Here is a 26,783-nt window from a genome sequence, read left to right on the forward strand (position 1 = left end):
GTTGAAAAAGGAGATTCGAAAGTGTCAGGAGCAAGGTCTTTCATTGACAGTGACGGTTTCTTCTATTATAATGAGAGTAATAGAAAACATCGCAAAAGCCAAAAGAGGCTTTTTTATAATGAAAGGAAACATCATGTTAGATTCTTTTGACAAGGGCTGGTTCGTCCTCCAAACTTACTCAGGCTACGAAAACAAGGTGAAAGAAAACCTCTTGCAACGTGCGCAGACTTACAACATGTTGGACAATATTTTGCGCGTGGAAATCCCAACGCAAACCGTTAACGTGGAAAAAAATGGGCAAACCAAAGAAATCGAAGAAAACCGCTTCCCAGGGTATGTATTGGTAGAAATGGTCATGACAGATGAAGCTTGGTTCGTGGTGCGTAACACGCCAAACGTTACTGGGTTCGTGGGTTCACACGGGAACCGTTCTAAACCAACGCCACTACTTGAAGAAGAAATCCGTGCCATCCTATTATCTATGGGGCAAACCATTGATGTCTTTGATACCAATATCAAAGAGGGCGATGTGGTTCAAATCATCGACGGTGCCTTTATGGGACAAGAAGGCCGTGTGGTTGAGATTGAAAATAACAAGGTGAAACTGATGTTGAACATGTTTGGATCAGAAACAGTAGCCGAAGTTGAACTTTACCAAATCGCAGAACTATAATCATTAAAATTTCTAATATATTTTAATGTTTTAATCTTTTAAAAAACACGAATCGGATGAGAAAATATAATCGTCCGATTTTTTAATATTTCAATATTAAAAAATGCGCCAATTTGCTATTTTATCATGAAATTCCTTGTAAAACGATGAAAGTTAACTAAATATTATTTTAACCTCGACATTAACTTTAATACTATTTATAACTAAGATTAGGATTATAAATGATGATAATTAGGATAACGTTTTCTTCACATCATTAAAGGGGAATAGGAATGAAAGCAACAAACAAATGAAGTATTACTTGAGAAAATCAGCCTTCGGGTTAGCCTCAGTATCAGCCGTATTTATCTTAGGTAGCACAGTAGCTGCGGATAATGGGAATAATTTAGAAACCATCAAACGACTCAGTAGTGAGGCGCGTCAAGAAATTGCAGATGCAAATTTTGATGCAGAAACTCGAGCTAAAGCAACTGAGTTAGTGGATAATGCAGTCATTTCTCATGAAACTATAGATGCTCTAAAAGGATCTAAAAGAGCTGTAGGAGGGTATGAATTCAGAAATATCTTAAATAGTATAGACGATTCAAGCCTTTCTCAAGATAGAAAACAGCAGCTAAAGCAAAATCTTTTGTCAAAATATGACGAATTTATGTCTAATAACTATAACTCAGATAACCCTAATAAAATAATTACTAAGCTTAGACATGACGTTAATTCTGCTATGAATGGACAAAAATTTAAAGAAATTTTAGATGAATTAGCAGTATCAAGCCTTCCAGTAGAAAGAAAAGAACAGAACAGTTAAGACTAGATTTCTTATCAAAATATGATACATATATGGATAAGGGATATGTGATTAGAAACATAACTGCTACATTAGTTGCTGAAGTGAGTTCAAATGATGAAAAAGTTGCTTCAGTAAAAGAAAATTTAAATTCATGGCTTAGTGAGCAGACTATTTTACCACTTGAAGATATCAATATTTTTTATGACAAAATTAAAGCAGCTAAGAGTTTAGACGAATTAGAAGTGTTAGAAAATCAAATTAGAGTTGCGGTTGATACTAATATTACAGAAGTGCGAGAAACTTTTGTTAAAGGAATTACTGAAAGCAAGGAATTGACTAAAGGTCAAAAAGCCTCACTAATTGAAAAAGCAAATAAAGTAGTTACACTAAGAGATTTCCGAGATACTATTAATAACATAGTTGCTGCTGAAGAAGAGACGAGACAAAATATGGCGACTGCGACAGAAGGTCTAACTGACTACTTGCGTTCAGGGAAAGTATCTTCTGAAGAAGATAAAGCTAAGAACATTGCTAACGCAACAGAAGGTCTTGTAGACTTCTTGAGAGAACAAAAATCTCCTGAAGTTAAACCAGAAGTTGAACCAGAAAACAAACCTGCTAAGAAAGAAGACAAACCAGCAGAAGCTAAGAAAGATGAGAAAAAACTTCCAACAACAGGCGAAGCTGCTAACCCATTCTTCACAGCAGCAGCATTTGCAGTTATGGCAAGTGCAGGTATGGTTGCCGTTTCTTCAAAACGCAAAGAAGACTAATTCCATCACCAACCAATTCCCAAAAAGGGCAGATAGCCCTTTTGTGTTTCGTTTTTTAGCTTATGTCGGGATATTTGGATGTTTTCAGAGGAGTTTTCCAGCTGCCTGCTTTTTAGGAATGTCCAATCCCCGTGAAATATTTTGAAAAATCTGAAATTAGTAACACATCGCGTCACTTGCCCATTCCTAAAAGCCTCATATCATGCTATAATAAGGAGACTAGACTTTTTTACATGGGAGATTTCACATGACATTTTACGATCATAAAGCCATTGAACCAAAATGGCAAGCCTTCTGGGCTGACAATCACACGTTTAAGACAGGAACAGACGCTTCGAAACCTAAGTTTTATGCACTTGATATGTTTCCTTACCCTTCAGGAGCCGGTCTTCACGTCGGACACCCGGAAGGATACACAGCAACAGATATTTTAAGTCGCTTTAAACGTGCTCAAGGTTACAATGTCTTGCACCCAATGGGGTGGGATGCCTTTGGTTTGCCTGCTGAGCAATATGCTATGGATACCGGTAATGATCCAGCAGAGTTTACAGCGGAAAATATTGCTAACTTCAAACGCCAAATCAATGCCCTTGGTTTTTCTTATGATTGGGACCGTGAGGTTAATACCACTGACCCAGACTATTACAAGTGGACGCAATGGATTTTTACCAAATTGTATGAAAAAGGCTTGGCCTATGAGGCAGAGGTTCCTGTGAACTGGGTAGAAGAGTTGGGAACAGCTATTGCCAATGAGGAAGTGCTGCCTGATGGAACTTCTGAGCGTGGTGGCTACCCTGTTGTCCGCAAACCAATGCGCCAATGGATGCTTAAAATCACGGCCTATGCTGAACGTCTTTTAGAAGATTTAGAAGAGGTTGACTGGCCAGAGTCTATCAAGGACATGCAGCGTAACTGGATCGGTAAGTCAACCGGTGCCAATGTGACCTTCACGGTTAAAGGCAGTGACAAAGACTTTACCATCTTTACCACGCGCCCTGACACCTTGTTTGGAGCGACTTATGCTGTTTTGGCGCCAGAACATGCCCTTGTTGACGAGATTACTAGCCCCGAACAAACAGAGGCAGTGTCAGACTACAAACGCCAAGCGAGCTTGAAATCTGATTTGGCCCGCACGGACCTCGCTAAGGAAAAAACAGGTGTTTGGACGGGTAGCTACGCTATTAACCCGGTCAACGGCAAAGAAGTGCCAATCTGGATTGCTGACTACGTGCTAGCAAGTTATGGTACAGGTGCTATTATGGCTGTACCTGCCCACGACGAACGCGACTGGGAATTTGCCAAACAATTTGACCTTGAGATTATTCCAGTGCTTGAGGGTGGTAATGTGGCAGAAGCTGCTTACACCGAGGATGGACGTCACATTAATTCCGACTTCTTAGACGGTCTAGACAAGGCTGACGCAATCACTAAAATGGTAGCTTGGCTTGAAGACAAGGAAGTTGGAAATGAAAAAGTGACTTACCGCTTGCGTGACTGGCTCTTTAGCCGCCAACGTTATTGGGGTGAGCCGATTCCAATTATTCACTGGGAGGATGGCACCTCAACAGTTGTTCCTGAAAATGAGTTGCCGCTTGTCTTGCCAGTAACTTCAGATATTCGCCCTTCAGGAACAGGTGAATCACCACTAGCTAACTTGACTGATTGGTTAGAAGTGACCCGCGAAGATGGTGTTAAAGGTCGTCGTGAGACCAATACTATGCCACAGTGGGCTGGTTCAAGCTGGTATTATTTGCGTTACATTGACCCTAAAAATGATCAAGCTTTGGCGGATCCAGAATTGTTGAAACAATGGCTGCCTGTTGATATTTACGTGGGTGGTGCTGAACATGCAGTGCTTCATCTCCTGTATGCCCGTTTCTGGCATAAAGTCCTTTACGATTTAGGCGTTGTGCCAACCAAAGAACCATTCCAAAAACTCTTTAACCAAGGGATGATTTTGGGAACGAGTTACCGTGACCATCGTGGAGCGCTTGTAGCGACTGACAAGGTGGAAAAACGTAATGGCAGCTTCTTCCATATCGAAACAGGTGAGGAGCTTGAACAAGCACCAGCAAAAATGTCTAAATCACTCAAAAACGTTGTCAATCCTGATGACGTGGTGGAACAATACGGTGCGGATACCTTGCGGGTTTACGAAATGTTCATGGGGCCATTAGATGCCTCAATCGCTTGGAGCGAAGAAGGTTTAGAAGGTTCTCGTAAGTTCCTTGACCGCGTCTACCGTTTGGTAACGACTAAGGAGATTGTGGTGGAAAATAGCGGTGCCTTGGATAAAGTTTACAACGAAACTGTCAAGGCTGTTACTGAGCAAATTGAGACCATGAAGTTCAATACTGCCATTGCTCAATTGATGATTTTTGTCAATGCAGCTAACAAAGAAGACCAGTTGTTTGTGGACTATGCCAAAGGCTTTGTGCAATTGATTGCTCCATTTGCGCCACACTTGGGTGAAGAACTCTGGCAAATGATTACTCAATCAGATGAGTCCATTGCTCATGTGGTTTGGCCAACTTGGGATGAGTCCAAATTGGTTGAAAATGATGTGGAAATCGCTGTCCAAATCAAAGGAAAAGTCAAAGCGAAATTAGTGGTTGCTAAGGACCTTTCTAGGGAAGACTTAGAAGCTGCAGCCCTTGCTAGTGAGAAAGTACAAGCTGAGATTGCAGGCAAAGACATTGTCAAAGTGATTGCAGTCCCTAACAAGCTTGTTAATATCGTGGTAAAGTAACAATCAAAGACTAACAATAGTTGATATCTATATAGACTCCACTGGGGACCCGTTCCAGTGGGGTCTTTTTTCGTTGGAAAAGCCCAAGGGCTCTTCGATGATATGTGGCTGGGTTAGGAGATTAACCACTGTTTTTAAAGAGTTTTAGATAAATTAAGTATAGTTAAATTTTAAAATAAGTTAACTGAAGTCTAATTTTGAACACTTCTTTGTGTGATAGTTGGTCTTTTTTAAAACGCTTTCATTACCTATAATGAATATATAAAAACATTATATTTATAAACTTTGAAAAGAGGTAGTTCTCATGGAAATGTTCCTAGCTCCCCTAAACTGGTTCTCGCAAAACATTTTGCAAAACCCAGCTTTCTTTGTAGGTCTTTTGGTTTTAATTGGGTATTTACTCCTTAAAAAACCAATTTATGAAGTCTTTGCCGGTTTTGTCAAAGCGACAGTTGGTTATCTGATTTTGAACGTTGGTGCAGGTGGTCTGGTAACGACCTTCCGTCCAATCTTAGTGGCTCTTGCTAAGAAATTTGAATTGAAAGCGGCTGTTATTGACCCTTACTTTGGTCTTGCGGCTGCCAATACGAAATTAGAAGAAATGGGCTTCATCAGTGTAGCCACTACAGCTCTTTTGATTGGTTTTGGGGTTAACATTCTTCTCGTTGCGCTTCGCAAAGTCACTAAAGTTCGTACCCTTTTCATCACTGGTCATATCATGGTGCAACAGGCAGCAACTATCTCTGTCTTTGTCCTTCTCTTAATCCCTCAATTCCAAAATGCCTTTGGTGCTTGGGCGGTTGGTATCATCTGTGGTCTTTACTGGGCAGTCAGCTCAAACATGACGGTTGAAGCAACACAACGCCTAACTGGTGGCGGTGGTTTTGCGATTGGTCACCAACAACAATTTGCGATTTGGTTTGTGGATAAGATTGCTCCAATCTTTGGTAAAAAAGAAGAAAACCTTGATAACTTAAAATTACCAACCTTCTTAAATATTTTCCACGATACCGTTGTTGCGTCAGCAACCTTAATGTTAGTCTTCTTTGGAGCTATCTTGGCTGTCCTTGGTCCAGACATCATGTCTAATGTAGAGTTAATCGGACCAGGCGCTTTCAACCCAGCTAAGCAAGCTTTCTTCATGTATATTCTTCAAACATCACTCACCTTCTCTGTTTACCTCTTCATTTTGATGCAAGGTGTACGTATGTTCGTTTCTGAGTTGACCAATGCCTTCCAAGGAATCTCAAGTAAATTGCTTCCAGGATCATTCCCAGCGGTTGACGTTGCAGCCTCTTACGGTTTTGGTTCTTCAAATGCGGTTCTTTCAGGATTTGCCTTTGGTTTGATCGGTCAATTAATCACGATTGCTCTTCTTGTTATCTTTAAAAACCCAATCTTAATTATCACAGGATTCGTTCCCGTATTCTTTGATAATGCGGCAATTGCGGTTTACGCTGATAAACGTGGTGGTTGGAAAGCAGCAGTTGCATTGTCCTTTATTTCAGGTATTTTGCAAGTTGCACTCGGTGCAGTAGCTGTTGGTTTACTAGGCCTTACAGGTGGTTATCACGGAAACATCGACTTGGTTCTTCCATGGTTACCATTTGGTTACCTCTTCAAATTCCTTGGCATTGCAGGTTATGCTCTTGTCTGCATTTTCCTTCTTGCTATTCCACAATTGCAATTCGCAAAAGCTAAAGATAAAGAAGCGTATTACCGTGGTGAAGCTCAATAAGCACCACTCTCGCATAATAGCTCTGCTATTTTAACAAGATATAAACCTAAGAACTTTGGAGGAAAAAACGAATGGTTAAAGTATTAACAGCATGTGGCAATGGCATGGGATCATCTATGGTGATTAAAATGAAAGTTGAAAATGCGCTTCGTCAACTTGGTGTGACTGATATTCAATCTGCGTCTTGTTCTGTTGGTGAAGCAAAAGGTCTGGCTTCAGGTTATGATATTGTGGTGGCTTCAAACCACTTGATTCATGAACTTGATGGTCGTACGAAAGGTCACTTAGTTGGTCTTGATAACCTGATGGATGACAGTGAAATCAAAACCAAATTGCAAGAAGTGCTATAAGCTGATTCTAAAACAAAAAGGAGGAGTTGTGACGAAGGTTCCCAACTCTTTCTCTTTAGCAAAAGTCAGTTAACAGACAAGAAAATGGTGTGTTTTTAAACAAAAACACTAGAAAGAGATATGTTTATGAATTTAAAACAAGCCTTTATTGCTAACGACTCTATTCGTTTGGGGTTACAGGCACAGACTTGGCAAGAAGCTGTTCAATTAGCTGTTCAGCCCTTAATTGATAGCGGAGCAGTGACGTCAGCTTATTACGACGCCATCATTGAATCAACAGAAAAATACGGCCCTTATTATGTGCTGATGCCAGGGATGGCAATGCCTCACGCAGAAGCAGGTCGAGGGGTCAACCGTAATGCCTTTTCTTTGATTACTTTAACAAGACCAGTTACCTTCTCAGATGGTAAAGAGGTTTCTGTTCTCTTGACCTTGGCGGCAACAGACCCTTCTATCCACACAACAGTGGCTATTCCACAAATTGTGGCCTTGTTTGAACTTGATAATGCCATTGAACGCTTGGTGGCCTGCCAAAACCCTGAAGAGGTTCTAGCAATGGTAGAAGAATCAAAAAATAGCCCGTATTTAGAAGGTTTGGATTTAGACTCTTAATCGATAGCTTACTGACTTAAACGGATAAAACAACTCACAATCATTATTGAAAGGATAAGAACTCCTCATCAGCTTTTTCATAGCCGCTGAGAGTTCTAGGAAAAACACATGACACATCTTCCAAATTTACAAGTTGCCTTAGACCATTCTGACTTGCAAGGGGCTATCAAAGCAGCCGTTTCAGTCGGCCATGAAGTAGACGTTATCGAAGCCGGTACGGTCTGCTTGCTTCAAGTCGGAAGCGAGTTGGTTGAGGTTTTGCGCAGCCTTTTCCCAGAAAAAATCATCGTGGCAGATACCAAATGTGCTGATGCTGGTGGCACGGTGGCTAAAAACAATGCAAAACGTGGTGCTGACTGGATGACTTGTATCTGCTGTGCGACGATTCCAACCATGGAAGCAGCCCTCAAAGCCATAAAAGAAGTGCGCGGAGACCGTGGGGAGATTCAAATTGAACTTTATGGTGATTGGACTTATGAACAAGCTCAATTATGGCTTGACGCTGGGATTTCCCAAGCCATTTACCACCAATCACGTGATGCCCTTCTTGCTGGCGAAACTTGGGGTGAAAAGGACCTTAACAAGGTGAAAAAATTGATTGACATGGGCTTCCGCGTGTCAGTAACTGGTGGGCTTGATGTAGACACTTTGAAACTTTTTGAAGGGGTTGATGTCTTTACCTTTATCGCAGGGCGAGGCATTACTGAAGCAGAAGATCCTGCTGCAGCGGCGCGTGCCTTCAAAGATGAAATCAAACGTATCTGGGGGTAACCTATGGCACGTCCTATTGGTATTTATGAAAAAGCAACGCCAAAACAGTTTACCTGGCGTGAACGCTTGCAATTTGCAAAAGACTTAGGTTTTGATTTTGTGGAAATGTCTGTCGATGAATCAGATGCTCGCTTAGCTCGCTTAGAGTGGACCAAGGAAGAACGTCTCAATTTAGTGAAAGCCATTTATGAAACAGGAATTCGCATCCCGACCATTTGTTTCTCTGGTCATAGACGTTACCCACTAGGCTCAAATGATCCTGCTATTGAAGCCAAGTCTCTTGAATTGATGAAACAGTGTATTGAATTGGCACAGGACCTTGGGGTACGTACTATTCAATTGGCTGGTTACGACGTTTATTACGAAGAAAAATCACCTGAAACCCGTGCTCGTTTTATCAAAAACTTGAGACAATCTTGTGACTGGGCTGAAGAAGCCCAAGTCATGCTTTCCATTGAAATCATGGATGATCCTTTTATCAACTCTATTGAGAAATACTTGGCAGTTGAAAAAGAAATTGATTCACCTTATCTCTTTGTCTATCCTGATACAGGCAATGTGTCTGCTTGGCATAATGATTTGTGGAGTGAATTTTACAATGGCCACAAATCCATTGCAGCCCTCCACTTGAAAGATACTTATGCTGTCACAGAAACTTCAAAAGGGCAATTCCGTGATGTGCCATTTGGTCAAGGTTGTGTGGACTGGGAAGAGATGTTTGCGGTCATCAAGAAAACCAACTACAATGGGCCATTCTTGATTGAAATGTGGTCAGAAAATTGTGAAACGGTAGAGGAAACAAAAGCTGCTATCAAAGAAGCTCAGGATTTTCTTTACCCACTCATTGAAAAAGCGGGGTTGACGTAATATGGCAAAAAATTTACAAGAAATGCGGGAACGTGTCTGTGCGGCCAATAAATCTTTACCAGAACATGGCCTTGTCAAATTTACTTGGGGCAATGTCTCCGAAGTTTGTCGTGAGTTAGGGCGTATCGTCATCAAGCCTTCTGGTGTGGACTACGACCTTTTGACACCAGAAAACATGGTTGTTACAGACCTTGATGGGAATGTGGTCGAAGGTGATTTGAACCCTTCTTCAGATTTACCAACTCATGTGGAGCTCTATAAAGCTTGGCCAGAAGTGGGCGGTATTGTCCACACTCACTCCACAGAAGCTGTCGGTTGGGCACAGGCAGGTCGTGACATTCCGTTTTATGGAACTACGCATGCTGACTACTTCTATGGCCCAGTTCCGTGCGCTCGTTCCTTAACGAAAGAAGAAGTTGATGGGGCCTATGAACAAGAAACTGGTAGCGTGATTTTGGAAGAATTTAGCAAGCGGGGCTTAGATCCTATGGCGGTGCCAGGTATTGTCGTCCGTAACCATGGCCCATTCACTTGGGGCAAAACGCCAGAACAAGCCGTTTACCACTCTGTTGTCTTAGAAGAAGTGGCTAAAATGAATCGCTTGACTGAGCAAATCAATCCACGTGTAGAGCCTGCACCAACATACATTATGGATAAACATTATTTACGTAAACATGGCCCAAATGCTTATTATGGGCAAAAAGGTGATGCGCATTAAGCAGAAGTATGCATCTTGGTCTGATACAGGGCGTATTGACAGTAATGAAGGCTGTGGACAGGAGTCCCAGCCTCATTTTGCTCGGTATCGCTACTGTGAAAAATGACGACTTCACCTCGCTATTGAAGAGTTTTCTTAGCGATGATTGGGGAGAAATAGGGTTTCTAATAAAAGCCACACATTTGCTCTGCTAACAAGATTCTTTACAGGAGATAGCTGTCAAGCTGTCCAAATCATGATAAAATAGACAAAGACAGATTTTTAGAGAGGAGGTTTGTAACAATGATGATTTTGGATAAAAAGAGTTATGATTTGCTCTCTTATTTGCTCAAACTCGAAGCGCCTGAAACGGTCATGGCGATTTCACATGCCTTAAACCAATCGCGGCGCAAAGTCTATTATCAGCTTGATAAGATTAATGAGGCCTTGCCAAGAGAGGTGGAGCAGATTATATCTTACCCAAGAGTCGGTATTCTCTTAACTGACGAACAAAAGGCTGCCTGCCGTTTGTTATTAGAAGAAGTGACTGATTACAACTATGTCATGAAAAGTGATGAACGCAGGCGTCTATCATCGGTGTATATTGCGGTGTCTACGGAGCGTGTGACTATTGACAAGCTCATGCAAATCAATGACGTGTCCCGTAATACTATTTTGAATGACTTGACCGAACTCCGAGAAGAGTTGGAGGATAAGCAGTACAAGATTCAACTGCACGCGACTAAAGCCAGAGGCTACTATTTTGATTGTCACCCGATGGCTTTGATCCAATACCTCTACAAACTATTGGTGGATGTTTATCAAGGAGGAAATAGTAGCTTTATTGACATGTTTAACCGCAAACTGTCAGAAACACAGGGGCTTTCCGTTTACTTTTCAAAAGATATTCTAGCTTATTTCCATGAGTACCTTCTGTTGTCTCAGGCTAGTCTAGGAAAGACAATTAATACTCAAGACAGCCAATTCATGTTACAAATCTTGCCTTTCATGCTCCTGAGTTATCGTAACATGCAGCTTAATTCAGACATCAAAAGTGCTCTCAAAAAGGATTTTAACCTCATCTGGAAGCGTAAAGAGTACCAGATTGCTCAAGAATTAGCTGGAGAACTCTATCAGAATTTCAAGCTTCACTTGGATGATATTGAAGTGGGAATGGTAGCCATGCTCATGCTATCTTTCCGAAAAGATCAGGATCACCATGTGGAAAGTCAAGACTATGATGAGATGCGAGCCACGATTAGTCATTTTATTGACCAATTGGAGAACCGCTACCAGCTGCATTTCACCCATAAGCAGGATTTGTTGAAGCAGTTAACCACTCACTGTAAGGCACTTGTTTACCGCAAAGCTTATGGCATTTTCTCGGTTAATCCGCTGACAGATCACATCAAGGAAAAATACGAAGAATTGTTTGCCATGGCGCAGTCTTGTGCCACCATTTTAGAAAAGGATTGGGACATTAGCCTGACGGATGATGACGTGGCCTATCTGACCATACATCTAGGGGGAGAATTACGCAATAACATTGCTGATCAAGACAAAACCAAGTTGGTCATCGTGTCAGACGACGGGATTGGGATTCAAAAGCTCTTGCTCAAACAGTGCCAACGGTATTTGTCCAATGGTCAGATTGAAGCAGTCTTTACAACAGAGCAGTATCAGAGCGTCTATGACCTCTTATCAGTGGACATGATTGTTGCCACAACAGATGCTTTGGAAACCAAAGTTCCTATGCTGATTGTCAATCCGATTTTAAGTGATGATGATATTATTAAGCTGATTCGTTTCTCTAAACAGGGGCGTTTGACAGAGCATTCACGTTTCTCCACAGAGCTGGCTAAGGCGATCGAGGCAGTTGTCAAAGACGAGTCCGACCGCTATGCGCTGACTTCTAAAATTGAAAAACTCATTCACCGCGAATTGTTGTGAGTGTCTACATATCAAAAAAGGTACCTCAGTTTTTCTATGACGTAGAAAAAACATAACTGAGGTTTTTAGTATGTCCTGAGAAAATATCTCCCCTTGTTTTGGGGACAATTTTTGCTCTTATTCTCATCATCTCAGGAAGGTAAAACATCACGTTAAAGGGATTTTACTAGCTTAGTTAGGGTTGAATCCAGTCCATTTTTGAACACAGAACTGTGTGAGACTTGGTCTTTTTATCAGTGGTAAGAAAGTCTATACTTAACTTATAGAAAAGAAGAACACTCTTGGAGGAAATCTAATGGCTAAAGTACAAGATATTACACGTGAATCATGGATTCTTAGCACATTCCCAGAATGGGGAACGTGGTTAAACGAAGAAATCGAAGAAGAAGTGGTGCCAGATGGCAATTTTGCCATGTGGTGGCTAGGAAACTGCGGTGTCTGGATTAAAACCCCTGGCGGTGCTAATATTGTCATGGACTTGTGGTCTGCGCGTGGTAAATCAACTAAAAAAGTGAAAGACATGGTGCGCGGCCATCAAATGGCTAATATGGCAGGTGTGCGTAAATTGCAACCAAACCTTAGAGCACAGCCAATGGTCATTGACCCATTCATGATTAACGAATTGGACTACTATTTGGTTTCTCACTACCATAGTGACCACATTGATATCAATACTGCGGCAGCCATTATCAACAATCCAAAACTTGACCACGTTAAATTTGTAGGTCCATACGAATGCGGCGAAATTTGGAAAAAATGGGGTGTGCCTGAAGACCGTATCATGATCTTGAAACCAGGTGATAGCTTTGAGTTTAAAGACATGAAAGTGACAGCTGTGGAATCTTTTGACCGTACTTGCTTGGTGACTCTTCCTGTCGAAGGAGCAGACGCACAAGGTGGTGAATTGGCAGGTTTAGCGGTGACGGATGATGAAATGGCACGTAAAGCTGTCAACTACATTTTTGAAACACCTGGTGGAACCATTTATCATGGTGCTGATTCTCACTTCTCCAACTACTTTGCTAAACATGGTCGTGACTACAAGATTGACGTTGCCTTGAACAACTACGGGGAAAACCCAATTGGTATTCAAGATAAGATGACTTCGATTGATTTGCTTCGTATGGCAGAAAATCTCCATGCCAAAGTCATTATCCCAGTTCATTATGACATCTGGTCAAACTTTATGGCATCAACAGATGAAATCCTTGAATTGTGGAAAATGCGTAAAGAACGCCTTCAATACGATTTCCATCCATTTATCTGGGAAGTTGGTGGTAAATACACTTACCCACAAGACCAAGACCGCATTGAATATCACCACCCACGTGGTTTTGATGATTGCTTCTTAGAAGACTCAAATATCCAATTCAAAGCTCTTCTTTAATACTCAACGACTCATCCAAGCTAGAGGTAGCTCACAAAGCTAGTTGGTTTTGTGGACCTGCTCACTTGGGTGAGTTTTTTGATGCTCAAAATGGTGAGTAGCTATTACTATTCAAACAGTCTCTAGAAAAGCCAAATGCCAAGGTTTGTGTTACAATAAAGGCAGATAGGAGTGGTTGAAAAGAAACTCTCAATTGCCATAAGCTTGAGGGGAATCATTGAAAAGCAGCCACAAGGAAGGGAGTCTAAAGATGAAAGATGCGTTACTGATTGTTAATCCCGCTTCAGGTGGGGAAAAGGCCAAAGCATACGAAACGAAGATACAGCAAAAACTGTCTGATCATTTCGATAAGGTCACTATCAAGCATACCAAAGAAGCTGGAGATGCCAAGGCTTTTGCGCGAGAAGCGACAGATGATGGTTACCATAGTGTCTTTGCGATGGGTGGAGACGGCACTGTTAATGAAGCTATCAATGGGATATCGGGGCAGTCTTATCGACCACGTTTTGGCTTTTTGCCTTTGGGGACAGTCAATGACTTAGCCCGTGCCTTGGATATTCCTTTGGATCCTGATCAAGCAATTGACAGTCTTGATTTGGACCATCCTAAAGCTATTGACGTTGGCCAGGTCAATGATGCTTATTTTATGAACATTGTTGCTATTGGTAATATTCCTGAGTCCATTAACAATGTGGACGATAAGGCAAAAACAGCTTTAGGACCTCTTGCCTACTTTTTATCAGGCCTCAAACAAGTTGTGACCAATACCAGTTACACTTTCCAACTGACTCGCGATGGGAAAGAAGAGCAGTTAAAAAGTTCCCTCATTCTGGTTGGATTGACCAATTCCATCGGAGGATTTGATCAACTGACAGCCAATGCGAAAGTAGATGATGGTTACCTTCACCTGGTTTATATCAAGGACAAAACCTTTTTTGACACATTAGCAGCCTTACCAAGCCTATTTTCAGCTGAGACGGAAGGTAGTGACCAATTGGGCTATGAACGGGTCAAGGAAGTTCACATTGCACTGGAAGATGCCAGTCTTAAAAGTAATGTCGATGGGGATGAAGGCGATGACTTGCCTCTAAGCATTAAAGTACTTCCAAGCCATATAGAGGTTTACACTAGCCGTAAATCAGAGACAACAGATACGGAATAACATTTTACGGATTACACTAAAAATCCTTAGTTTTGACACGACTGTTTGTTGCCATTTTAGAGTGAGTGACCACCTTTTTTAAGGTGGTTTTTTTGTTTCAAAGTGACCCTAAAAGTGCCAATTTAAGGGTAAAATAGCGCAGAATTCACTGTCCAGTCAAAAAAATATCATTTTAAAAAAATGCAGTGATAACAAGCTTAGAAACGATTACAGGATTGGATAATAGTCCTAAAATCAAGACCTTGTCCTTGACACAAAGTGACCACACATGATAGCATAGTTATGTTCTGTTTCGGCAGATTCTTTTTTAAGCAAAAAAGTGACCATATAGCTACTAAAAAAGTAGGGCTACTTTTATTGTTTTGGTGACTGTTAGGTTGTAGCATGCCAAAATCATACCCAGACATAATTTATCATTTAGGAGAGGAATAAATGGATACTATTTTAGAAGTCAAACATTTGAGTAAAATCTTTGGCAAACGACAAAAGGCTGCCCTTGAAATGGTCAAGGCTGGCAAAAGTAAAAGTGAAATTTTCAAGAAAACAGGTGCAACTGTAGGTGTCTATGATGCTAGCTTTGAGGTTAAAGAAGGTGAAATCTTCGTTATCATGGGGCTATCAGGAAGTGGGAAATCCACTCTTGTTCGCATGTTAAACCGTTTGATTGAACCGTCAACCGGATCGATCTTACTTGGTGGTAAAGACATTTCAACCATGTCTGCGGAGCAACTGCGTGAAGTTCGCCGTCATGACATTAACATGGTTTTCCAAAGCTTTGCCCTATTTCCGCATAAAACCATTTTGGAAAATACCGAATTTGGTTTGGAATTGCGTGGTGTTCCAAAAGAAAAGCGTCAGGAATTAGCTGAAAGAGCTCTTGATAATTCTGGTCTTCTGGATTTCAAGGACCAATACCCTGACCAACTTTCTGGTGGGATGCAACAACGTGTTGGTTTAGCGCGTGCCTTGGCAAATAGCCCTAAAATCCTATTAATGGATGAGGCCTTTTCAGCCCTTGACCCCTTAATCCGTCGTGAAATGCAAGATGAATTACTTGATCTGCAAGACAGTATGAAACAAACCATCATCTTTATTAGTCACGACTTGAATGAAGCTTTGCGGATTGGTGACCGAATCGCTTTGATGAAAGATGGTCAAATCATGCAAATTGGAACGGGAGAAGAAATCTTGACTAACCCAGCCAACGATTTTGTTCGTGAATTCGTTGAAGACGTGGACCGTTCCAAAGTCTTGACAGCACAAAATATTATGATTAAACCGCTAACGACAACCATTGAATTAGATGGACCTCAAGTTGCCTTGAACCGTATGCATAATGAAGAGGTATCTATGTTGATGGCGACAAATCGCCGCCGCCAATTAGTGGGTAGCTTAACAGCTGATGCGGCTATTGAAGCCCGCAAAAAAGGGTTACCACTATCAGAAGTCATCGACCGTGACGTTAGAACGGTTTCAAAAGACACCGTTATCACAGATATTATGCCACTGATTTATGACTCTTCTGCACCGATTGCAGTGACAGATGACAATAACCGTCTGTTAGGGGTTGTGATCCGAGGACGAGTGATTGAAGCTTTAGCTAATATCCCAGATGAAGACCTTAACTAGAATGGAGTGATTGCATTTTGGAAACGATATTACAAACGAAATTACCAGTGGCTCAACTGGTTGAACAATTAACGGAATGGATAACCAAAACCTTCTCAGGACTTTTTGATGTCCTACAAGCTGTGGGAAGCTTCTTGATGGACTGGATGACCAAGACTCTCTTGTTTATTCATCCCCTTCTCTTTATCGTCTTGGTAACAGCGGCTATGTTTTTCCTTGCTAAGAAAAAATGGCCCCTACCAACCTTTACTTTCCTAGGCTTGCTCTTTATCTATAACCAAGGTCTCTGGGAACAATTAATTAATACCTTTACCTTGGTCTTGGTTGCCAGTTTAATTTCAGTTCTGATTGGTATTCCACTAGGAATTTGGATGGCTAAAAATGCCACGGTCCGTCAAGTGGTTAATCCTATCTTGGACTTTATGCAAACCATGCCGGCCTTTGTTTACTTGATTCCAGCCGTTGCCTTCTTTGGTATTGGTATGGTTCCGGGTGTGTTTGCCTCAGTCATCTTTGCCTTACCACCAACGGTTCGTTTTACAAACTTGGCTATTCGTGACATTCCAACAGAATTGATTGAAGCCTCAGATGCCTTTGGGTCAACTGGGAAACAAAAGCTCTTCAAGGTAGAATTGCCTTTAGCTAAAAATACCATCATGGCGGGTGTCAATCAGACCATGATGCTAGCCCTCTCCATGGTAGTCACAGGATCTATGATCGGTGCGCCTGGTTTAGGACGTGAAGTCTTATCAGCTCTTCAGCACGCTGATATTGGTAGTGGATTTGTCAGTGGTCTTGCCTTGGTTATCTTGGCTATTGTTCTTGACCGTATGACACAGCTTTTCAACAGTAAACCGCAAGAAAAAGCTAAAGCTGGCAAAACCAATAAATGGATTGCTCTAGCAGCCCTTGCTGTCTTTTTGATAGCTGCTTTAGGACGTGGTATTATGACCATGACTTCTGGTATGGCAGACAAAGGTGAAAATGTTAACATTGCCTACGTGCAATGGGATTCTGAAGTTGCCTCAACTAACGTGATTGCAGAAGTTTTGAAAAAAGAAGGTTACCATGTAACCTTGACCCCGCTTGACAATGCTGTCATGTGGCAAACCGTTGCTAATGGCAACGCTGACTTTTCAACTAGTGCTTGGTTGCCAGTCACCCATGGCCAACAATATCAGAAATACAAGTCAAAATTAGATGATTTAGGGCCTAACCTAAAAGGGACCAAACTTGGTTTAGCTGTTCCAAAATACATGACAGATGTCAACAGTATTGAGGATTTAACTAGTCAAGCCGATCAAAAAATCACAGGAATTGAGCCAGGTGCAGGAATCATGACAGCTGCCAAAAATGCTCTTAAGGACTATGATAATCTATCAAGCTGGGAATTAGTTGCGGCATCAACAGGAGCCATGACGACTTCCTTAGACCAAGCCATCAAGAAAAAAGATCCTATTGTCGTGACAGCTTGGTCACCACACTGGATGTTTGCTAAATATGACTTGAAGTATCTCAAAGATTCTAAAGAAACCTTTGGCTCTGCTGAGAACATCAATACCATTGCCCGTAAAGGCTTGAAAAAAGACCTTCCAAATGTTTACAAAATCATTGATAAGTTCCACTGGACCAAAAAAGATATGGAAGCTGTCATGCTTGACATCAACAAAGGCATGAGCCCAGAAGCAGCCGCTAAAAAATGGGTAGAGGCTAACCAATCTAAGGTATCAAGTTGGACTAAATAAGCTAACTGTAGGAAATGCTTATCATAACCCAACACCATAGAAGTCTAGGAAATCTCCTAGGCTTTTTAAGTTGGTGGTCAGCTTCTCTGCAAAAGCAATGGCTTGAAGGAGTCAAGCCCGCTCTACTGTGTTATAATAAGGCTATGGAAAACAAGAATAAATTACTGTTAATTGATGGGTCATCTGTTGCCTTCCGTGCCTTTTTTGCCCTCTACAATCAAATCGACCGTTTTAAAAATCATAGCGGTCTTCATACCAATGCTATTTATGGCTTTCATTTGATGTTAGACCATATGATGAAGCGAGTCCAGCCCACACACGTGCTGGTGGCTTTTGATGCGGGCAAAACCACCTTCCGGACAGAAATGTATGCAGACTACAAGGCTGGTCGCGCCAAGACACCAGAGGAGTTTCGTGAGCAATTTCCTTATATTCGTGAGATGTTGACAGCCCTTGGTATTGCTTATTATGAGTTGGAACATTACGAAGCCGATGATATTATTGGGACGCTGGATAAAATGGCGGAGCGCACAGAAGTGCCTTTCGATGTGACCATTGTCAGCGGAGATAAGGATTTGATTCAATTGGCTGACGAAAATACCGTGGTTGAAATCTCTAAAAAAGGTGTTGCCGAATTTGAAGAATTCACGCCGGCTTACCTCATGGAAAAAATGGGCTTGACGCCAAACCAGTTTATTGACCTCAAAGCCTTGATGGGGGATAAATCGGATAATATTCCAGGAGTGACCAAAATCGGTGAAAAAACTGGGCTCAAGCTCCTTCATGAATTTGGTAGTTTAGAAGGTATCTACGAGCACGTTGAAGGTTTCAAAGCTTCCAAAATGAAAGAAAACTTGCTCAATGACCGTGACCAAGCTTTTCTGTCTAAAACCTTAGCAACCATTAATACAACATCTCCTATCACGATTGGTCTAGATGATATTGTCTACAATGGTCCTGATGTTGCTAGTCTGTCTAAGTTTTACGATGAAATGGATTTTGTCCAACTGAAAAAAGGTTTGGCGAGTCAGATGCCTCAAGAAGCTATCGCCGCTGTTTCTTACCAAGAAGTTACTTCCCTCTCTGATGATCTTTTTAGTGATGAGGACATCTTCTACTTTGAAGTGCTTCGGGACAATTATCATCGTGAGGACATCATTGGCTTTGCATGGGGACACGGGGAGCAGATTTATGCGTCAACTGATCTCAGCTTGTTATCAACTGACCTTTTCAAAAAGGTTTTTGAAAAACCAATTGCCACCTATGACTTTAAGCGTAGCAAAGTCTTATTGAGTCATCTAGGACTTGATTTAGTGGCACCTAGCTATGATGCCAGATTGGCTAATTACCTTCTCTCAAATGTGGAAGACAATGAACTCACTACTATTGCAAGGCTTTTCACCGATATTTCCCTAGAAGCAGATGACAGCATTTATGGCAAGGGTGTCAAAAGAGCTGTTCCTGAAAAAGAGGTTCTGCTTGGGCATTTAGCCCGTAAAGTCAAGGTTCTTTTGGATAGTAGATCGCCTATGGTGGAGAAACTAGCTGACCATGATCAAATTGGTCTTTACCATGAGATTGAGTTACCGTTAGCGAACGTTCTTGCTAAAATGGAGATTGAAGGGATCAAGGTTAATAGGGCTACTCTGCAAGACATGGCGGAGCAAAATAAGGCCATTATTGAAGCTCTCACCCAAGAGATTTACGATATGGCTGGTCAAGAATTTAACATTAATTCGCCTAAACAGCTAGGCAGTATCTTATTTGAGAAAATGCAGTTACCTCTTGAGATGACTAAGAAAACCAAGACAGGTTATTCTACAGCAGTGGATGTTTTGGAACGTCTAGCGCCGATTGCTCCAATTGTGGCTAAAATTTTGGATTATCGCCAAATTACCAAATTACAGTCTACTTATGTGATTGGTTTACAAGATTATATTCTGGCTGATGGCAAGATTCATACCCGCTATGTGCAGGATCTCACCCAGACAGGTCGCTTGTCTAGTGTTGACCCTAACCTCCAAAACATTCCTGTCCGTTTGGAGCAGGGGCGTTTGATTCGCAAGGCCTTTACCCCCTCTCAAGAAGATGCCGTCTTGTTGAGTTCAGATTACTCACAGATTGAATTGCGAGTGCTAGCACATATTTCAGGGGATGAGCATTTGATTGCTGCCTTTAACGAAGGGGCAGACATTCATACCTCAACGGCTATGCGTGTCTTTGGCATTGATAAAGCAGAAGATGTTACTGCCAATGACCGTCGCAATGCCAAGGCTGTTAATTTTGGTATCGTCTATGGGATTTCTGATTTTGGTTTGTCAAATAACCTTGGCATCACTCGGAAACAGGCCAAGTCTTACATTGACACCTATTTTGAACGCTATCCTGGCATCAAAGCCTATATGGAAAATGTCGTTCGTGAGGCTAAAGACAAGGGCTATGTGGAAACCCTCTTTAAGCGTCGTCGTGAATTACCGGACATCAATTCTCGCAATTTCAATGTGCGTTCCTTTGCAGAGCGTACCGCTATCAATTCACCGATTCAAGGAAGCGCAGCTGATATTCTAAAAATTGCCATGATTAACCTGGACAACGCCTTGCAAGCAGGTGGTTTCAAAGCTAAAATGCTCCTTCAAGTGCACGATGAAATTGTTTTAGAAGTGCCAAACACGGAGTTGGCTGCTGTGAAAAAGTTAGTCAAAGAGACCATGGAAGCCGCTGTTGACTTGGCAGTTCCTTTACGCGCAGATGAAAATGCAGGACAGAGCTGGTACGAAGCCAAGTAGCTCTCTTCATGAAGTTTCTCATTTTTATAAGATATGTTATAATAACATGAAAATAGAAACAGTAAGGGGAACTAATGAACGGTTTTGAGCTCTTGTTACGAATGATTTTAAAATTGGCTGGTGTTATGCTTTTGATTGCCTTAGCCTTTATCTTGGTCTTTGTGGCTTGTTACTATGTTCTCTTTTAAAGAGGTGAGGAGTAGAAAATGACCTACCAGTTTCAAAATCCTTCAGACGATATCTTAAGAACTTACCTAGAATCTGCTAAGACCATTGCTGTTGTCGGTCTTTCTGACCGACAAGATACGGCTGCTTATCAGGTTGCCAAGTTTATGCAAGCTATGGACTATCAGATTGTTCCTGTTAATCCCACGTTGGCAGGGCAGACGATTTTAGGAGAGTTAGTCTATGCAACAATCAAAGCTATTCCTTTTGAGGTTGACATTGTAGATGTCTTTCGCAGAAGTGAGTTTTTACCAGAAGTTGCCAGAGACTTTTTAGGGAGTCAAGCCAAAGTGTTTTGGGCGCAATTAGGTCTTGACAATCAAGAAGCGGAAATGATTTTGCGATCTGCGGGCAAGCAGGCGATTGTCATGAATCGCTGCCTCAAGGTTGACTACTTAGACTTAATCATCAAACAAGGATAGATCTTTAGTCGTTGAAATCCTTATCTTGTGATATAATAAAGAAAAAATGATAGGAGTTAGCAGCTTATGGACATTCATTCACATCAGCAAGCCCTAGATGCCTATGAAAACGTCCTAGAGCATCTACGGGAAAAACATATTCGGATTACGGAAACGCGTAAAGCCATTATTTCTTACATGATTCAGTCAACAGAGCACCCTAGTGCCGATAAGATTTACCGTGACTTACAGCCTAAATTCCCTAACATGAGTCTAGCGACGGTTTATAATAACTTGAAAGTCTTAGTGGATGAAGGCTTTGTAGCAGAATTAAAGATCAGCAATGATTTAACCACTTATTATGACTTTATGGGGCATCAGCATGTCAATGTGGTATGCGAAGTTTGTGGCAAAATCGCTGACTTTATGGACGTAGATGTCATGGACATTGCCAAAGAGGCTCACCAGCAGACGGGGTATAAGGTGACACGTATCCCTGTTATCGCTTATGGTGTTTGTCCAGAGTGTCAGGCCAAAGGCAAATCCGACTTCTAATGTTAACATCACGTGAGAAGTGGTCCTAAACCTCTCTACTAATGAAAATATCGTAAAATCCTCCAGTGTTCAACAGAGCACTGGAGGATTTTTATCAGTATCAGAAAAGGCAGCGAAGCATTAGTCGTGTGAATCGTCACACATGACAGGTTTAGTTTGATGATTTGACAGTTTAGGAATTCGGAGATGCTCCCCTTCAAAAGGCTCGTCACTTTCATCAAAGCGTTGTTTTAGTTGGTTATAAAAAATAACATTGACCGTTGTGAAGTAAGGCAAGAGGTAAATGTTTAGTAAACCCAGCGTCAAGATGTTGAGCAAGAACCAACCGATAAAGCTGAGTTGTAATAAGAAGAGTTTCCATTTATACCCCTTAATCATTGCAACGCTAATTTCGATAGTATCAACCGTACCCAAATAGGTTCCTTCTTTCACCTTGTCGTACAGGATATATTCTGCCAAACTATAGGCGTAGTAGCGGTTGAGGTAGATTCCAAACCCGACTAGAGCTAAGATGGCCCCAAACACTAAAAAGATCACGGAAATAGCAACACCTGTACCTGATTTGGCATTCATCAAAAAGGCTGATAGACCTAGGATGAAGATGAAAAGGCCAAGGAACCAAATCAAGGACCAAACGAGGAAGAATAACCATTTCATGATAAATAGCACCACCAACTTACCAAAGTATTCTCCTGAAAAAGCCGTTGTTGTTTCACTGAAAGTCACTTCTCGACGGTAATGCCTAACAACATCAATCATGGTAAAGGCGGCTGATAACGTAAAAAGGGTTATGATGAGGGCAATAAGTAAAGGGAAGTAGTTGGCCATCAAGGACATTTTGATGCCTGTAGCCATGACATAGCCTTGATGAACCTCGATACCAAAGTGAAAAATAGTGAGAATGGTTGGTATTAAAAATAGTAAATATTTACCAGAAAGATTTGCTAGGGTCGTCTTTGCCTGGCGTTTTATTTCTTTAATTGACATAATAAACTCCTTTGCCATATTATACCATAAATAGAGAAGCTAGAAAGTTGGTAATAAGGGTAATTCTGCTGTCTAGGAAGGCATGACAAGTTTGCAATTTTTTGATAAAATGATAGGCGCTGGAACAACATGTCATCTTGAAGCCCTTCATTATGATGGAAACTCAGGCAGATCAAAAAAGCTCAAGACTGTTTATCTTGATAGCAAGGAAGAAAGCACATGACAGATTATCCGATTAAGTATCGCCTTATCAAAAAAGAAAAGCACACGGGTGCACGCTTAGGAGAAATTATCACCCCTCACGGGACTTTCCCAACCCCTATGTTTATGCCGGTAGGAACTCAGGCTACTGTTAAAACACAGTCTCCAGAAGAGTTAAAAGCTATTGGATCAGGGATTATTTTATCAAACACTTATCACCTCTGGTTGCGTCCAGGAGATGATTTGATTGCTCGTGCAGGTGGTCTGCACAAGTTCATGAATTGGGATCAGCCAATCTTAACCGATTCGGGCGGTTTTCAAGTTTACTCTTTAGCCGATTCACGAAACATCACTGAAGAAGGGGTCACCTTTAAAAATCACTTGAATGGCTCAAAAATGTTTCTATCGCCCGAAAAAGCCATCTCTATCCAAAACAATCTTGGTTCTGACATCATGATGAGTTTTGACGAGTGCCCGCAATTTTACCAACCTTATGATTACGTGAAAAAATCCATTGAACGTACTAGCCGTTGGGCAGAACGTGGCTTAAAAGCCCATCGTCGTCCTCATGACCAAGGGTTGTTTGGAATTGTTCAAGGAGCTGGATTTGAGGACCTTCGTCGTCAGTCAGCGGCAGATTTAGTAGCTATGGATTTTCCAGGTTATTCTATTGGAGGCTTGGCTGTTGGAGAAACGCATGAAGAAATGAATGCTGTTCTTGATTTTACAACCCCACTCTTACCAGAAAACAAACCGCGTTACTTGATGGGGGTAGGAGCCCCGGATAGCTTGATTGATGGTGTGATTCGCGGCGTCGATATGTTTGACTGTGTCTTGCCAACGCGTATTGCTCGTAATGGGACCTGTATGACTAGTGAGGGACGCCTCGTGGTTAAAAATGCTAAGTTTGCAGAGGATTTCACGCCATTAGACCATGATTGTAACTGCTACACTTGCCAAAACTATAGCCGTGCCTACATTCGTCACTTACTAAAAGCGGACGAAACTTTTGGTATTCGTTTGACAAGCTACCACAACCTTTATTTCTTGGTTAACTTGATGAAACAAGTACGTCAGGCTATTATGGACGATAACTTACTTGAATTCCGCCAAGATTTCCTTGAACGGTATGGTTATAACAAATCTAACCGTAATTTCTAGTTAGATATGATAAAATCCTGAAACAGATGGAAGCTTATCGTCTCTGTTTTCAGGATTTTTTGTGTAGACAAGTAGGTACTGTGCGATGCTCAGAGCTGAAAATTTGTTTTTTCCTTGTTCTTTTTCAGAAAATAGTTACCCTTTTCAAAAAATGCAGTTGACAAAGGATAAGCTTTTGATTAAACTATTACAAGAGGATGAGATATGACGGACTGTTTTGGAATTGACCTTGACCAAGAGTATCGATGCCTGCACTATCACACAACTCTTGATATTGTTGGCCTCAAATGTGCTTTTTGTCAGACTTATTATGCTTGTTACCATTGCCATGACCAGTTAACAGAGCATGCCTTTGTGCCAACAGGGCCTGCTGAAATGTTTCCTGTGATTTGTGGCCATTGTCGAAAGCTCTTGAGTCGAGCTGAGTATGCGTGTGGTCATTGTCCCTATTGTCAAAGACCCTTTAATCCGGCCTGTCATCGACACAAGGATATCTATTTTTTAAAGGAGTCGTAACTGATGTTTACAACCAAGGAACTTGTTAAGGTGGCTATGATGACCACTTTGATCATTATTTTAGGCTTTATTCCTGCTATCCCGCTAGGCTTTATCCCAGTCCCTATTGTTTTACAAAACTTAGGCATCATGTTGGCTGGATTGATGTTGGGTGGTAAAAAAGGAACCCTATCTGTTTTCTTATTCTTAGTGATTGGGCTTTTCTTACCAGTTTTCTCAGGATCACGAACAACTATTCCAGTCTTGATGGGACCATCAGCTGGGTATGTTATTGCCTACCTTCTTGTCCCAATTGCCTTTTCATTACTTTACCGTAACTGGTTCTCAAAGAACACACCACTTGCTTTCTTAGCCTTATTCATTTCTGGAGTCTTGCTAGTGGATGTGATGGGAGCGATTTGGTTGGCAGCTTACACAGGGATGCCGTTGATGGCTTCTCTGTTATCAAACTTGGTCTTTATTCCAGGAGATACCATCAAAGCAATTATTGCAACGATTATTGCTGTTAAATACAAAGACAGTTTCTTGAATACAAAACAGTAATCTAATCATCAAATAGTTAAGTTGTGTTGAACAGGTCTTGGCGGATTTATCTGCTAGGACCTGTTTTTGGTGAGTCTCAGCCCCTTGTTAACACTAATTTTTGTTATAATAGTAGGAAAGCAAGAAAGAAGGGTTTGAGATGAAATTAACCACTTTAGGCTCCTGGGGAGCTTATCCTTACCAAGAGGCAGGAACAACGTCTTATTTGCTGACAGGACATGACGGCTTTCAATTACTGATGGATGCTGGTAGTCGAGCGCTCAATGAGCTGGAGAAAGAAATCAGTCCTCTCGATTTGGATGCAGTGATTATTAGCCACTACCATCCTGATCACGTAGCCGACTTAGGAGTATTGCGACATTATTTTCAACTTTACCCCAAACACTTGTGGGAACCAAAGGTACTACCTATTTATGGGCATGATGAGGATCGACACGAATTTGCTAAGTTAAGCATTCCTGATGTTTCCGAAGGAAAAGCTTATGATGTTACTGGAGTTGAACGGATTGGTCCTTTTGACATTACCTTTCTTAAAACGGTTCATCCAGTTGTGTGCTATGCCTTTCGAATTGTAGAGAGAGCGACTGGTCAGGTACTTGTCTTTACTGGAGACAGTGGTTATTTTGAAGGATTGGCAGACTTTGCAAAAGAAGCAGACCTTTTCTTAGCAGATGTTTACTTATACGAAGGCAATGAAAATCATATGGCACATTTGACCAGTAAGGAAGCAGGACTAATGGCTAGCCAGGCAGGTGTTAAGAAGCTTGTCTTGACCCACATGCCACCGGTTCCTCCAGAAGGTATTGATCCTGACAATCACTTGGAAGTGTTAAGGCAAGAAACACAAGTGTACGCAGGAAGTATTCCTGTTGAATTGGCATTCCCTCATAAGTCGTGGGATTTGGGGAGTTTTTCCTAATGTTGTATAGTTTAGACGAACAAATTTATTTCATGCAAGAGGCTTTAAAAGAAGCCGAAAAATCCTTGCAGAAAGCTGAAATCCCTATTGGCTGTGTCATTGTCAAGGATGGCGAGATTATTGGTCGTGGGCACAATGCGCGTGAAGAGAGTAACCAAGCCATTATGCACGCCGAAATGATGGCTATTAACGAGGCTAACGCTCATGAAGGAAACTGGCGATTATTGGACACCACGATGTTTGTGACCATCGAGCCTTGTGTGATGTGTAGTGGTGCTATTGGGCTAGCAAGAATTCCCCATGTCATCTATGGAGCCAGCAATCAAAAGTTTGGTGGGACAGACAGCCTTTACCAGATTTTGACAGATGAGCGACTGAACCACCGCGTGCAAGTGGAGCGTGGACTGCTAGCACAAGACTGTGCTAACATCATGCAAACCTTCTTTAGACAAGGACGTGAACGTCAAAAAGAAGCTAAGCGTCTAGCTAAAGAGCAAGAAGCACTGCTTGCTAATGACGAAACCTAATCAAGAAAAAGAGACTTAGAAGGATAACTAAGTCTCTTTTTGGGCGGATAGATGTATTTAAGATAGAAAGGG

General features: G+C 41.5%; 24 protein-coding genes. 23 read left to right on the forward strand and 1 reads right to left on the reverse strand.

The window, feature by feature from the left end; genetic code table 11:
- The first annotated feature begins 133 nt into the window (after positions 1-133).
- The 18 genes from nusG to perR all read left to right on the forward strand — a co-directional run bounded on the left by nusG (position 134) and on the right by perR (position 21,857).
- Positions 134-673 (forward strand): transcription termination/antitermination protein NusG, encoded by a 540-nt coding sequence (nusG, locus tag ACYTR8_RS02825; RefSeq protein ID WP_002987881.1) that lies wholly within the window; start codon positions 134-136, stop codon positions 671-673.
- A 301-nt stretch (positions 674-974) separates the two neighbouring features.
- Positions 975-1,478: a hypothetical protein gene (locus tag ACYTR8_RS02830; protein WP_443597059.1), complete on the forward strand. Its 504-nt coding sequence runs from the start codon at positions 975-977 to the stop codon at positions 1,476-1,478.
- Positions 1,479-1,510: 32 nt separating this feature from the next.
- Complete coding sequence (locus ACYTR8_RS02835; protein WP_479641637.1) at positions 1,511-2,233, forward strand: LPXTG cell wall anchor domain-containing protein; 723 nt, start codon at positions 1,511-1,513, stop codon at positions 2,231-2,233.
- Between the two features lie 247 nt (positions 2,234-2,480).
- Positions 2,481-4,982 (forward strand): leucine--tRNA ligase, encoded by a 2,502-nt coding sequence (leuS, locus tag ACYTR8_RS02840; RefSeq protein WP_479641638.1) that lies wholly within the window; start codon positions 2,481-2,483, stop codon positions 4,980-4,982.
- A gap of 304 nt (positions 4,983-5,286) precedes the next feature.
- Complete coding sequence (locus tag ACYTR8_RS02845; protein ID WP_164714888.1) at positions 5,287-6,720, forward strand: PTS sugar transporter subunit IIC; 1,434 nt, start codon at positions 5,287-5,289, stop codon at positions 6,718-6,720.
- Positions 6,721-6,791: 71 nt separating this feature from the next.
- Positions 6,792-7,070, forward strand: coding sequence for a PTS sugar transporter subunit IIB (locus ACYTR8_RS02850; RefSeq protein WP_479641639.1), 279 nt, complete (start codon positions 6,792-6,794; stop codon positions 7,068-7,070).
- Positions 7,071-7,196: 126 nt separating this feature from the next.
- Positions 7,197-7,682 carry a PTS sugar transporter subunit IIA gene (locus ACYTR8_RS02855; protein WP_049520169.1) on the forward strand — a complete coding sequence of 162 codons (486 nt, stop codon included), beginning with the start codon at positions 7,197-7,199 and terminating at the stop codon, positions 7,680-7,682.
- 108 nt (positions 7,683-7,790) lie between these two features.
- Positions 7,791-8,453, forward strand: a complete 663-nt coding sequence (locus ACYTR8_RS02860; RefSeq protein ID WP_084916572.1) for a 3-keto-L-gulonate-6-phosphate decarboxylase UlaD — start codon at positions 7,791-7,793, stop codon at positions 8,451-8,453.
- 3 nt (positions 8,454-8,456) lie between these two features.
- Positions 8,457-9,320 carry an L-ribulose-5-phosphate 3-epimerase gene (locus ACYTR8_RS02865; protein WP_479641640.1) on the forward strand — a complete coding sequence of 288 codons (864 nt, stop codon included), beginning with the start codon at positions 8,457-8,459 and terminating at the stop codon, positions 9,318-9,320.
- Between the two features lies 1 nt (position 9,321).
- Positions 9,322-10,038, forward strand: coding sequence for an L-ribulose-5-phosphate 4-epimerase (locus ACYTR8_RS02870; protein WP_143927990.1), 717 nt, complete (start codon positions 9,322-9,324; stop codon positions 10,036-10,038).
- A gap of 282 nt (positions 10,039-10,320) precedes the next feature.
- Positions 10,321-11,967 (forward strand): BglG family transcription antiterminator, encoded by a 1,647-nt coding sequence (locus tag ACYTR8_RS02875; protein WP_269760964.1) that lies wholly within the window; start codon positions 10,321-10,323, stop codon positions 11,965-11,967.
- A gap of 295 nt (positions 11,968-12,262) precedes the next feature.
- Entirely contained in the window at positions 12,263-13,354 is a 1,092-nt protein-coding gene (ulaG, locus tag ACYTR8_RS02880) for an L-ascorbate 6-phosphate lactonase (RefSeq protein WP_003052974.1), read from the forward strand.
- Positions 13,355-13,604: 250 nt separating this feature from the next.
- Positions 13,605-14,516 (forward strand): diacylglycerol/lipid kinase family protein, encoded by a 912-nt coding sequence (locus ACYTR8_RS02885; RefSeq protein WP_269760963.1) that lies wholly within the window; start codon positions 13,605-13,607, stop codon positions 14,514-14,516.
- Positions 14,517-14,948: 432 nt separating this feature from the next.
- Complete coding sequence (locus ACYTR8_RS02890) at positions 14,949-16,145, forward strand: quaternary amine ABC transporter ATP-binding protein (protein WP_111717673.1); 1,197 nt, start codon at positions 14,949-14,951, stop codon at positions 16,143-16,145.
- A gap of 17 nt (positions 16,146-16,162) precedes the next feature.
- Positions 16,163-17,890: an ABC transporter permease/substrate binding protein gene (locus ACYTR8_RS02895; RefSeq protein ID WP_111717672.1), complete on the forward strand. Its 1,728-nt coding sequence runs from the start codon at positions 16,163-16,165 to the stop codon at positions 17,888-17,890.
- Between the two features lie 143 nt (positions 17,891-18,033).
- On the forward strand, positions 18,034-20,676 hold the full coding sequence (gene polA, locus ACYTR8_RS02900) for a DNA polymerase I (RefSeq protein WP_479640115.1): 2,643 nt from the start codon (positions 18,034-18,036) through the stop codon (positions 20,674-20,676).
- 206 nt (positions 20,677-20,882) lie between these two features.
- Complete coding sequence (locus ACYTR8_RS02905; protein WP_479641641.1) at positions 20,883-21,323, forward strand: CoA-binding protein; 441 nt, start codon at positions 20,883-20,885, stop codon at positions 21,321-21,323.
- A gap of 66 nt (positions 21,324-21,389) precedes the next feature.
- Positions 21,390-21,857 carry a peroxide-responsive transcriptional repressor PerR gene (perR, locus tag ACYTR8_RS02910; RefSeq protein WP_012767592.1) on the forward strand — a complete coding sequence of 156 codons (468 nt, stop codon included), beginning with the start codon at positions 21,390-21,392 and terminating at the stop codon, positions 21,855-21,857.
- A gap of 120 nt (positions 21,858-21,977) precedes the next feature.
- Here perR and ACYTR8_RS02915 read toward each other — a convergent pair whose 3' ends face one another.
- Entirely contained in the window at positions 21,978-22,844 is an 867-nt protein-coding gene (locus tag ACYTR8_RS02915) for a DUF975 family protein (RefSeq protein WP_111717668.1), read from the reverse strand.
- Between the two features lie 219 nt (positions 22,845-23,063).
- On the opposite strand from ACYTR8_RS02915, the gene tgt reads away from it, so the two are divergent.
- The 5 genes from tgt (at position 23,064) to tadA (ending at position 26,711) form a co-directional block, all read left to right on the forward strand.
- A complete protein-coding gene (gene tgt / locus ACYTR8_RS02920; RefSeq protein WP_443597045.1) occupies positions 23,064-24,206 on the forward strand; it encodes a tRNA guanosine(34) transglycosylase Tgt in 1,143 nt (380 codons plus the stop codon).
- Between the two features lie 204 nt (positions 24,207-24,410).
- Positions 24,411-24,722, forward strand: coding sequence for a CHY zinc finger protein (locus ACYTR8_RS02925; RefSeq protein WP_479641642.1), 312 nt, complete (start codon positions 24,411-24,413; stop codon positions 24,720-24,722).
- A 3-nt stretch (positions 24,723-24,725) separates the two neighbouring features.
- Positions 24,726-25,265 carry a biotin transporter BioY gene (locus ACYTR8_RS02930; protein ID WP_479641643.1) on the forward strand — a complete coding sequence of 180 codons (540 nt, stop codon included), beginning with the start codon at positions 24,726-24,728 and terminating at the stop codon, positions 25,263-25,265.
- 139 nt (positions 25,266-25,404) lie between these two features.
- On the forward strand, positions 25,405-26,184 hold the full coding sequence (locus ACYTR8_RS02935; RefSeq protein WP_003052949.1) for an MBL fold metallo-hydrolase: 780 nt from the start codon (positions 25,405-25,407) through the stop codon (positions 26,182-26,184).
- Positions 26,184-26,711, forward strand: a complete 528-nt coding sequence (tadA, locus tag ACYTR8_RS02940; protein ID WP_269760960.1) for a tRNA adenosine(34) deaminase TadA — start codon at positions 26,184-26,186, stop codon at positions 26,709-26,711. Before ACYTR8_RS02935 ends, tadA begins: the two co-directional genes overlap by 1 nt.
- Positions 26,712-26,783 lie beyond the last annotated feature (72 nt).

This window comes from Streptococcus sp. F2 (genome assembly GCF_056500955.1).

Bases quoted from the DNA above. Each gene is read 5' to 3' on its own strand.
- nusG (WP_002987881.1), top strand. From the start codon at position 134: ATGTTAGATTCTTTTGACAAGGGCTGGTTCGTCCTCCAAACTTACTCA.
- ACYTR8_RS02835 (WP_479641637.1), top strand. From the start codon at position 1,511: ATGGATAAGGGATATGTGATTAGAAACATAACTGCTACATTAGTTGCT.
- leuS (WP_479641638.1), top strand. From the start codon at position 2,481: ATGACATTTTACGATCATAAAGCCATTGAACCAAAATGGCAAGCCTTC.
- ACYTR8_RS02845 (WP_164714888.1), top strand. From the start codon at position 5,287: ATGGAAATGTTCCTAGCTCCCCTAAACTGGTTCTCGCAAAACATTTTG.
- ACYTR8_RS02850 (WP_479641639.1), top strand. From the start codon at position 6,792: ATGGTTAAAGTATTAACAGCATGTGGCAATGGCATGGGATCATCTATG.
- ACYTR8_RS02855 (WP_049520169.1), top strand. From the start codon at position 7,197: ATGAATTTAAAACAAGCCTTTATTGCTAACGACTCTATTCGTTTGGGG.
- ACYTR8_RS02860 (WP_084916572.1), top strand. From the start codon at position 7,791: ATGACACATCTTCCAAATTTACAAGTTGCCTTAGACCATTCTGACTTG.
- ACYTR8_RS02865 (WP_479641640.1), top strand. From the start codon at position 8,457: ATGGCACGTCCTATTGGTATTTATGAAAAAGCAACGCCAAAACAGTTT.
- ACYTR8_RS02870 (WP_143927990.1), top strand. From the start codon at position 9,322: ATGGCAAAAAATTTACAAGAAATGCGGGAACGTGTCTGTGCGGCCAAT.
- ACYTR8_RS02875 (WP_269760964.1), top strand. From the start codon at position 10,321: ATGATGATTTTGGATAAAAAGAGTTATGATTTGCTCTCTTATTTGCTC.
- ulaG (WP_003052974.1), top strand. From the start codon at position 12,263: ATGGCTAAAGTACAAGATATTACACGTGAATCATGGATTCTTAGCACA.
- ACYTR8_RS02885 (WP_269760963.1), top strand. From the start codon at position 13,605: ATGAAAGATGCGTTACTGATTGTTAATCCCGCTTCAGGTGGGGAAAAG.
- ACYTR8_RS02890 (WP_111717673.1), top strand. From the start codon at position 14,949: ATGGATACTATTTTAGAAGTCAAACATTTGAGTAAAATCTTTGGCAAA.
- polA (WP_479640115.1), top strand. From the start codon at position 18,034: ATGGAAAACAAGAATAAATTACTGTTAATTGATGGGTCATCTGTTGCC.
- ACYTR8_RS02905 (WP_479641641.1), top strand. From the start codon at position 20,883: ATGACCTACCAGTTTCAAAATCCTTCAGACGATATCTTAAGAACTTAC.
- perR (WP_012767592.1), top strand. From the start codon at position 21,390: ATGGACATTCATTCACATCAGCAAGCCCTAGATGCCTATGAAAACGTC.
- ACYTR8_RS02915 (WP_111717668.1), bottom strand. From the start codon at position 22,844: ATGTCAATTAAAGAAATAAAACGCCAGGCAAAGACGACCCTAGCAAAT.
- tgt (WP_443597045.1), top strand. From the start codon at position 23,064: ATGACAGATTATCCGATTAAGTATCGCCTTATCAAAAAAGAAAAGCAC.
- ACYTR8_RS02925 (WP_479641642.1), top strand. From the start codon at position 24,411: ATGACGGACTGTTTTGGAATTGACCTTGACCAAGAGTATCGATGCCTG.
- ACYTR8_RS02930 (WP_479641643.1), top strand. From the start codon at position 24,726: ATGTTTACAACCAAGGAACTTGTTAAGGTGGCTATGATGACCACTTTG.
- ACYTR8_RS02935 (WP_003052949.1), top strand. From the start codon at position 25,405: ATGAAATTAACCACTTTAGGCTCCTGGGGAGCTTATCCTTACCAAGAG.
- tadA (WP_269760960.1), top strand. From the start codon at position 26,184: ATGTTGTATAGTTTAGACGAACAAATTTATTTCATGCAAGAGGCTTTA.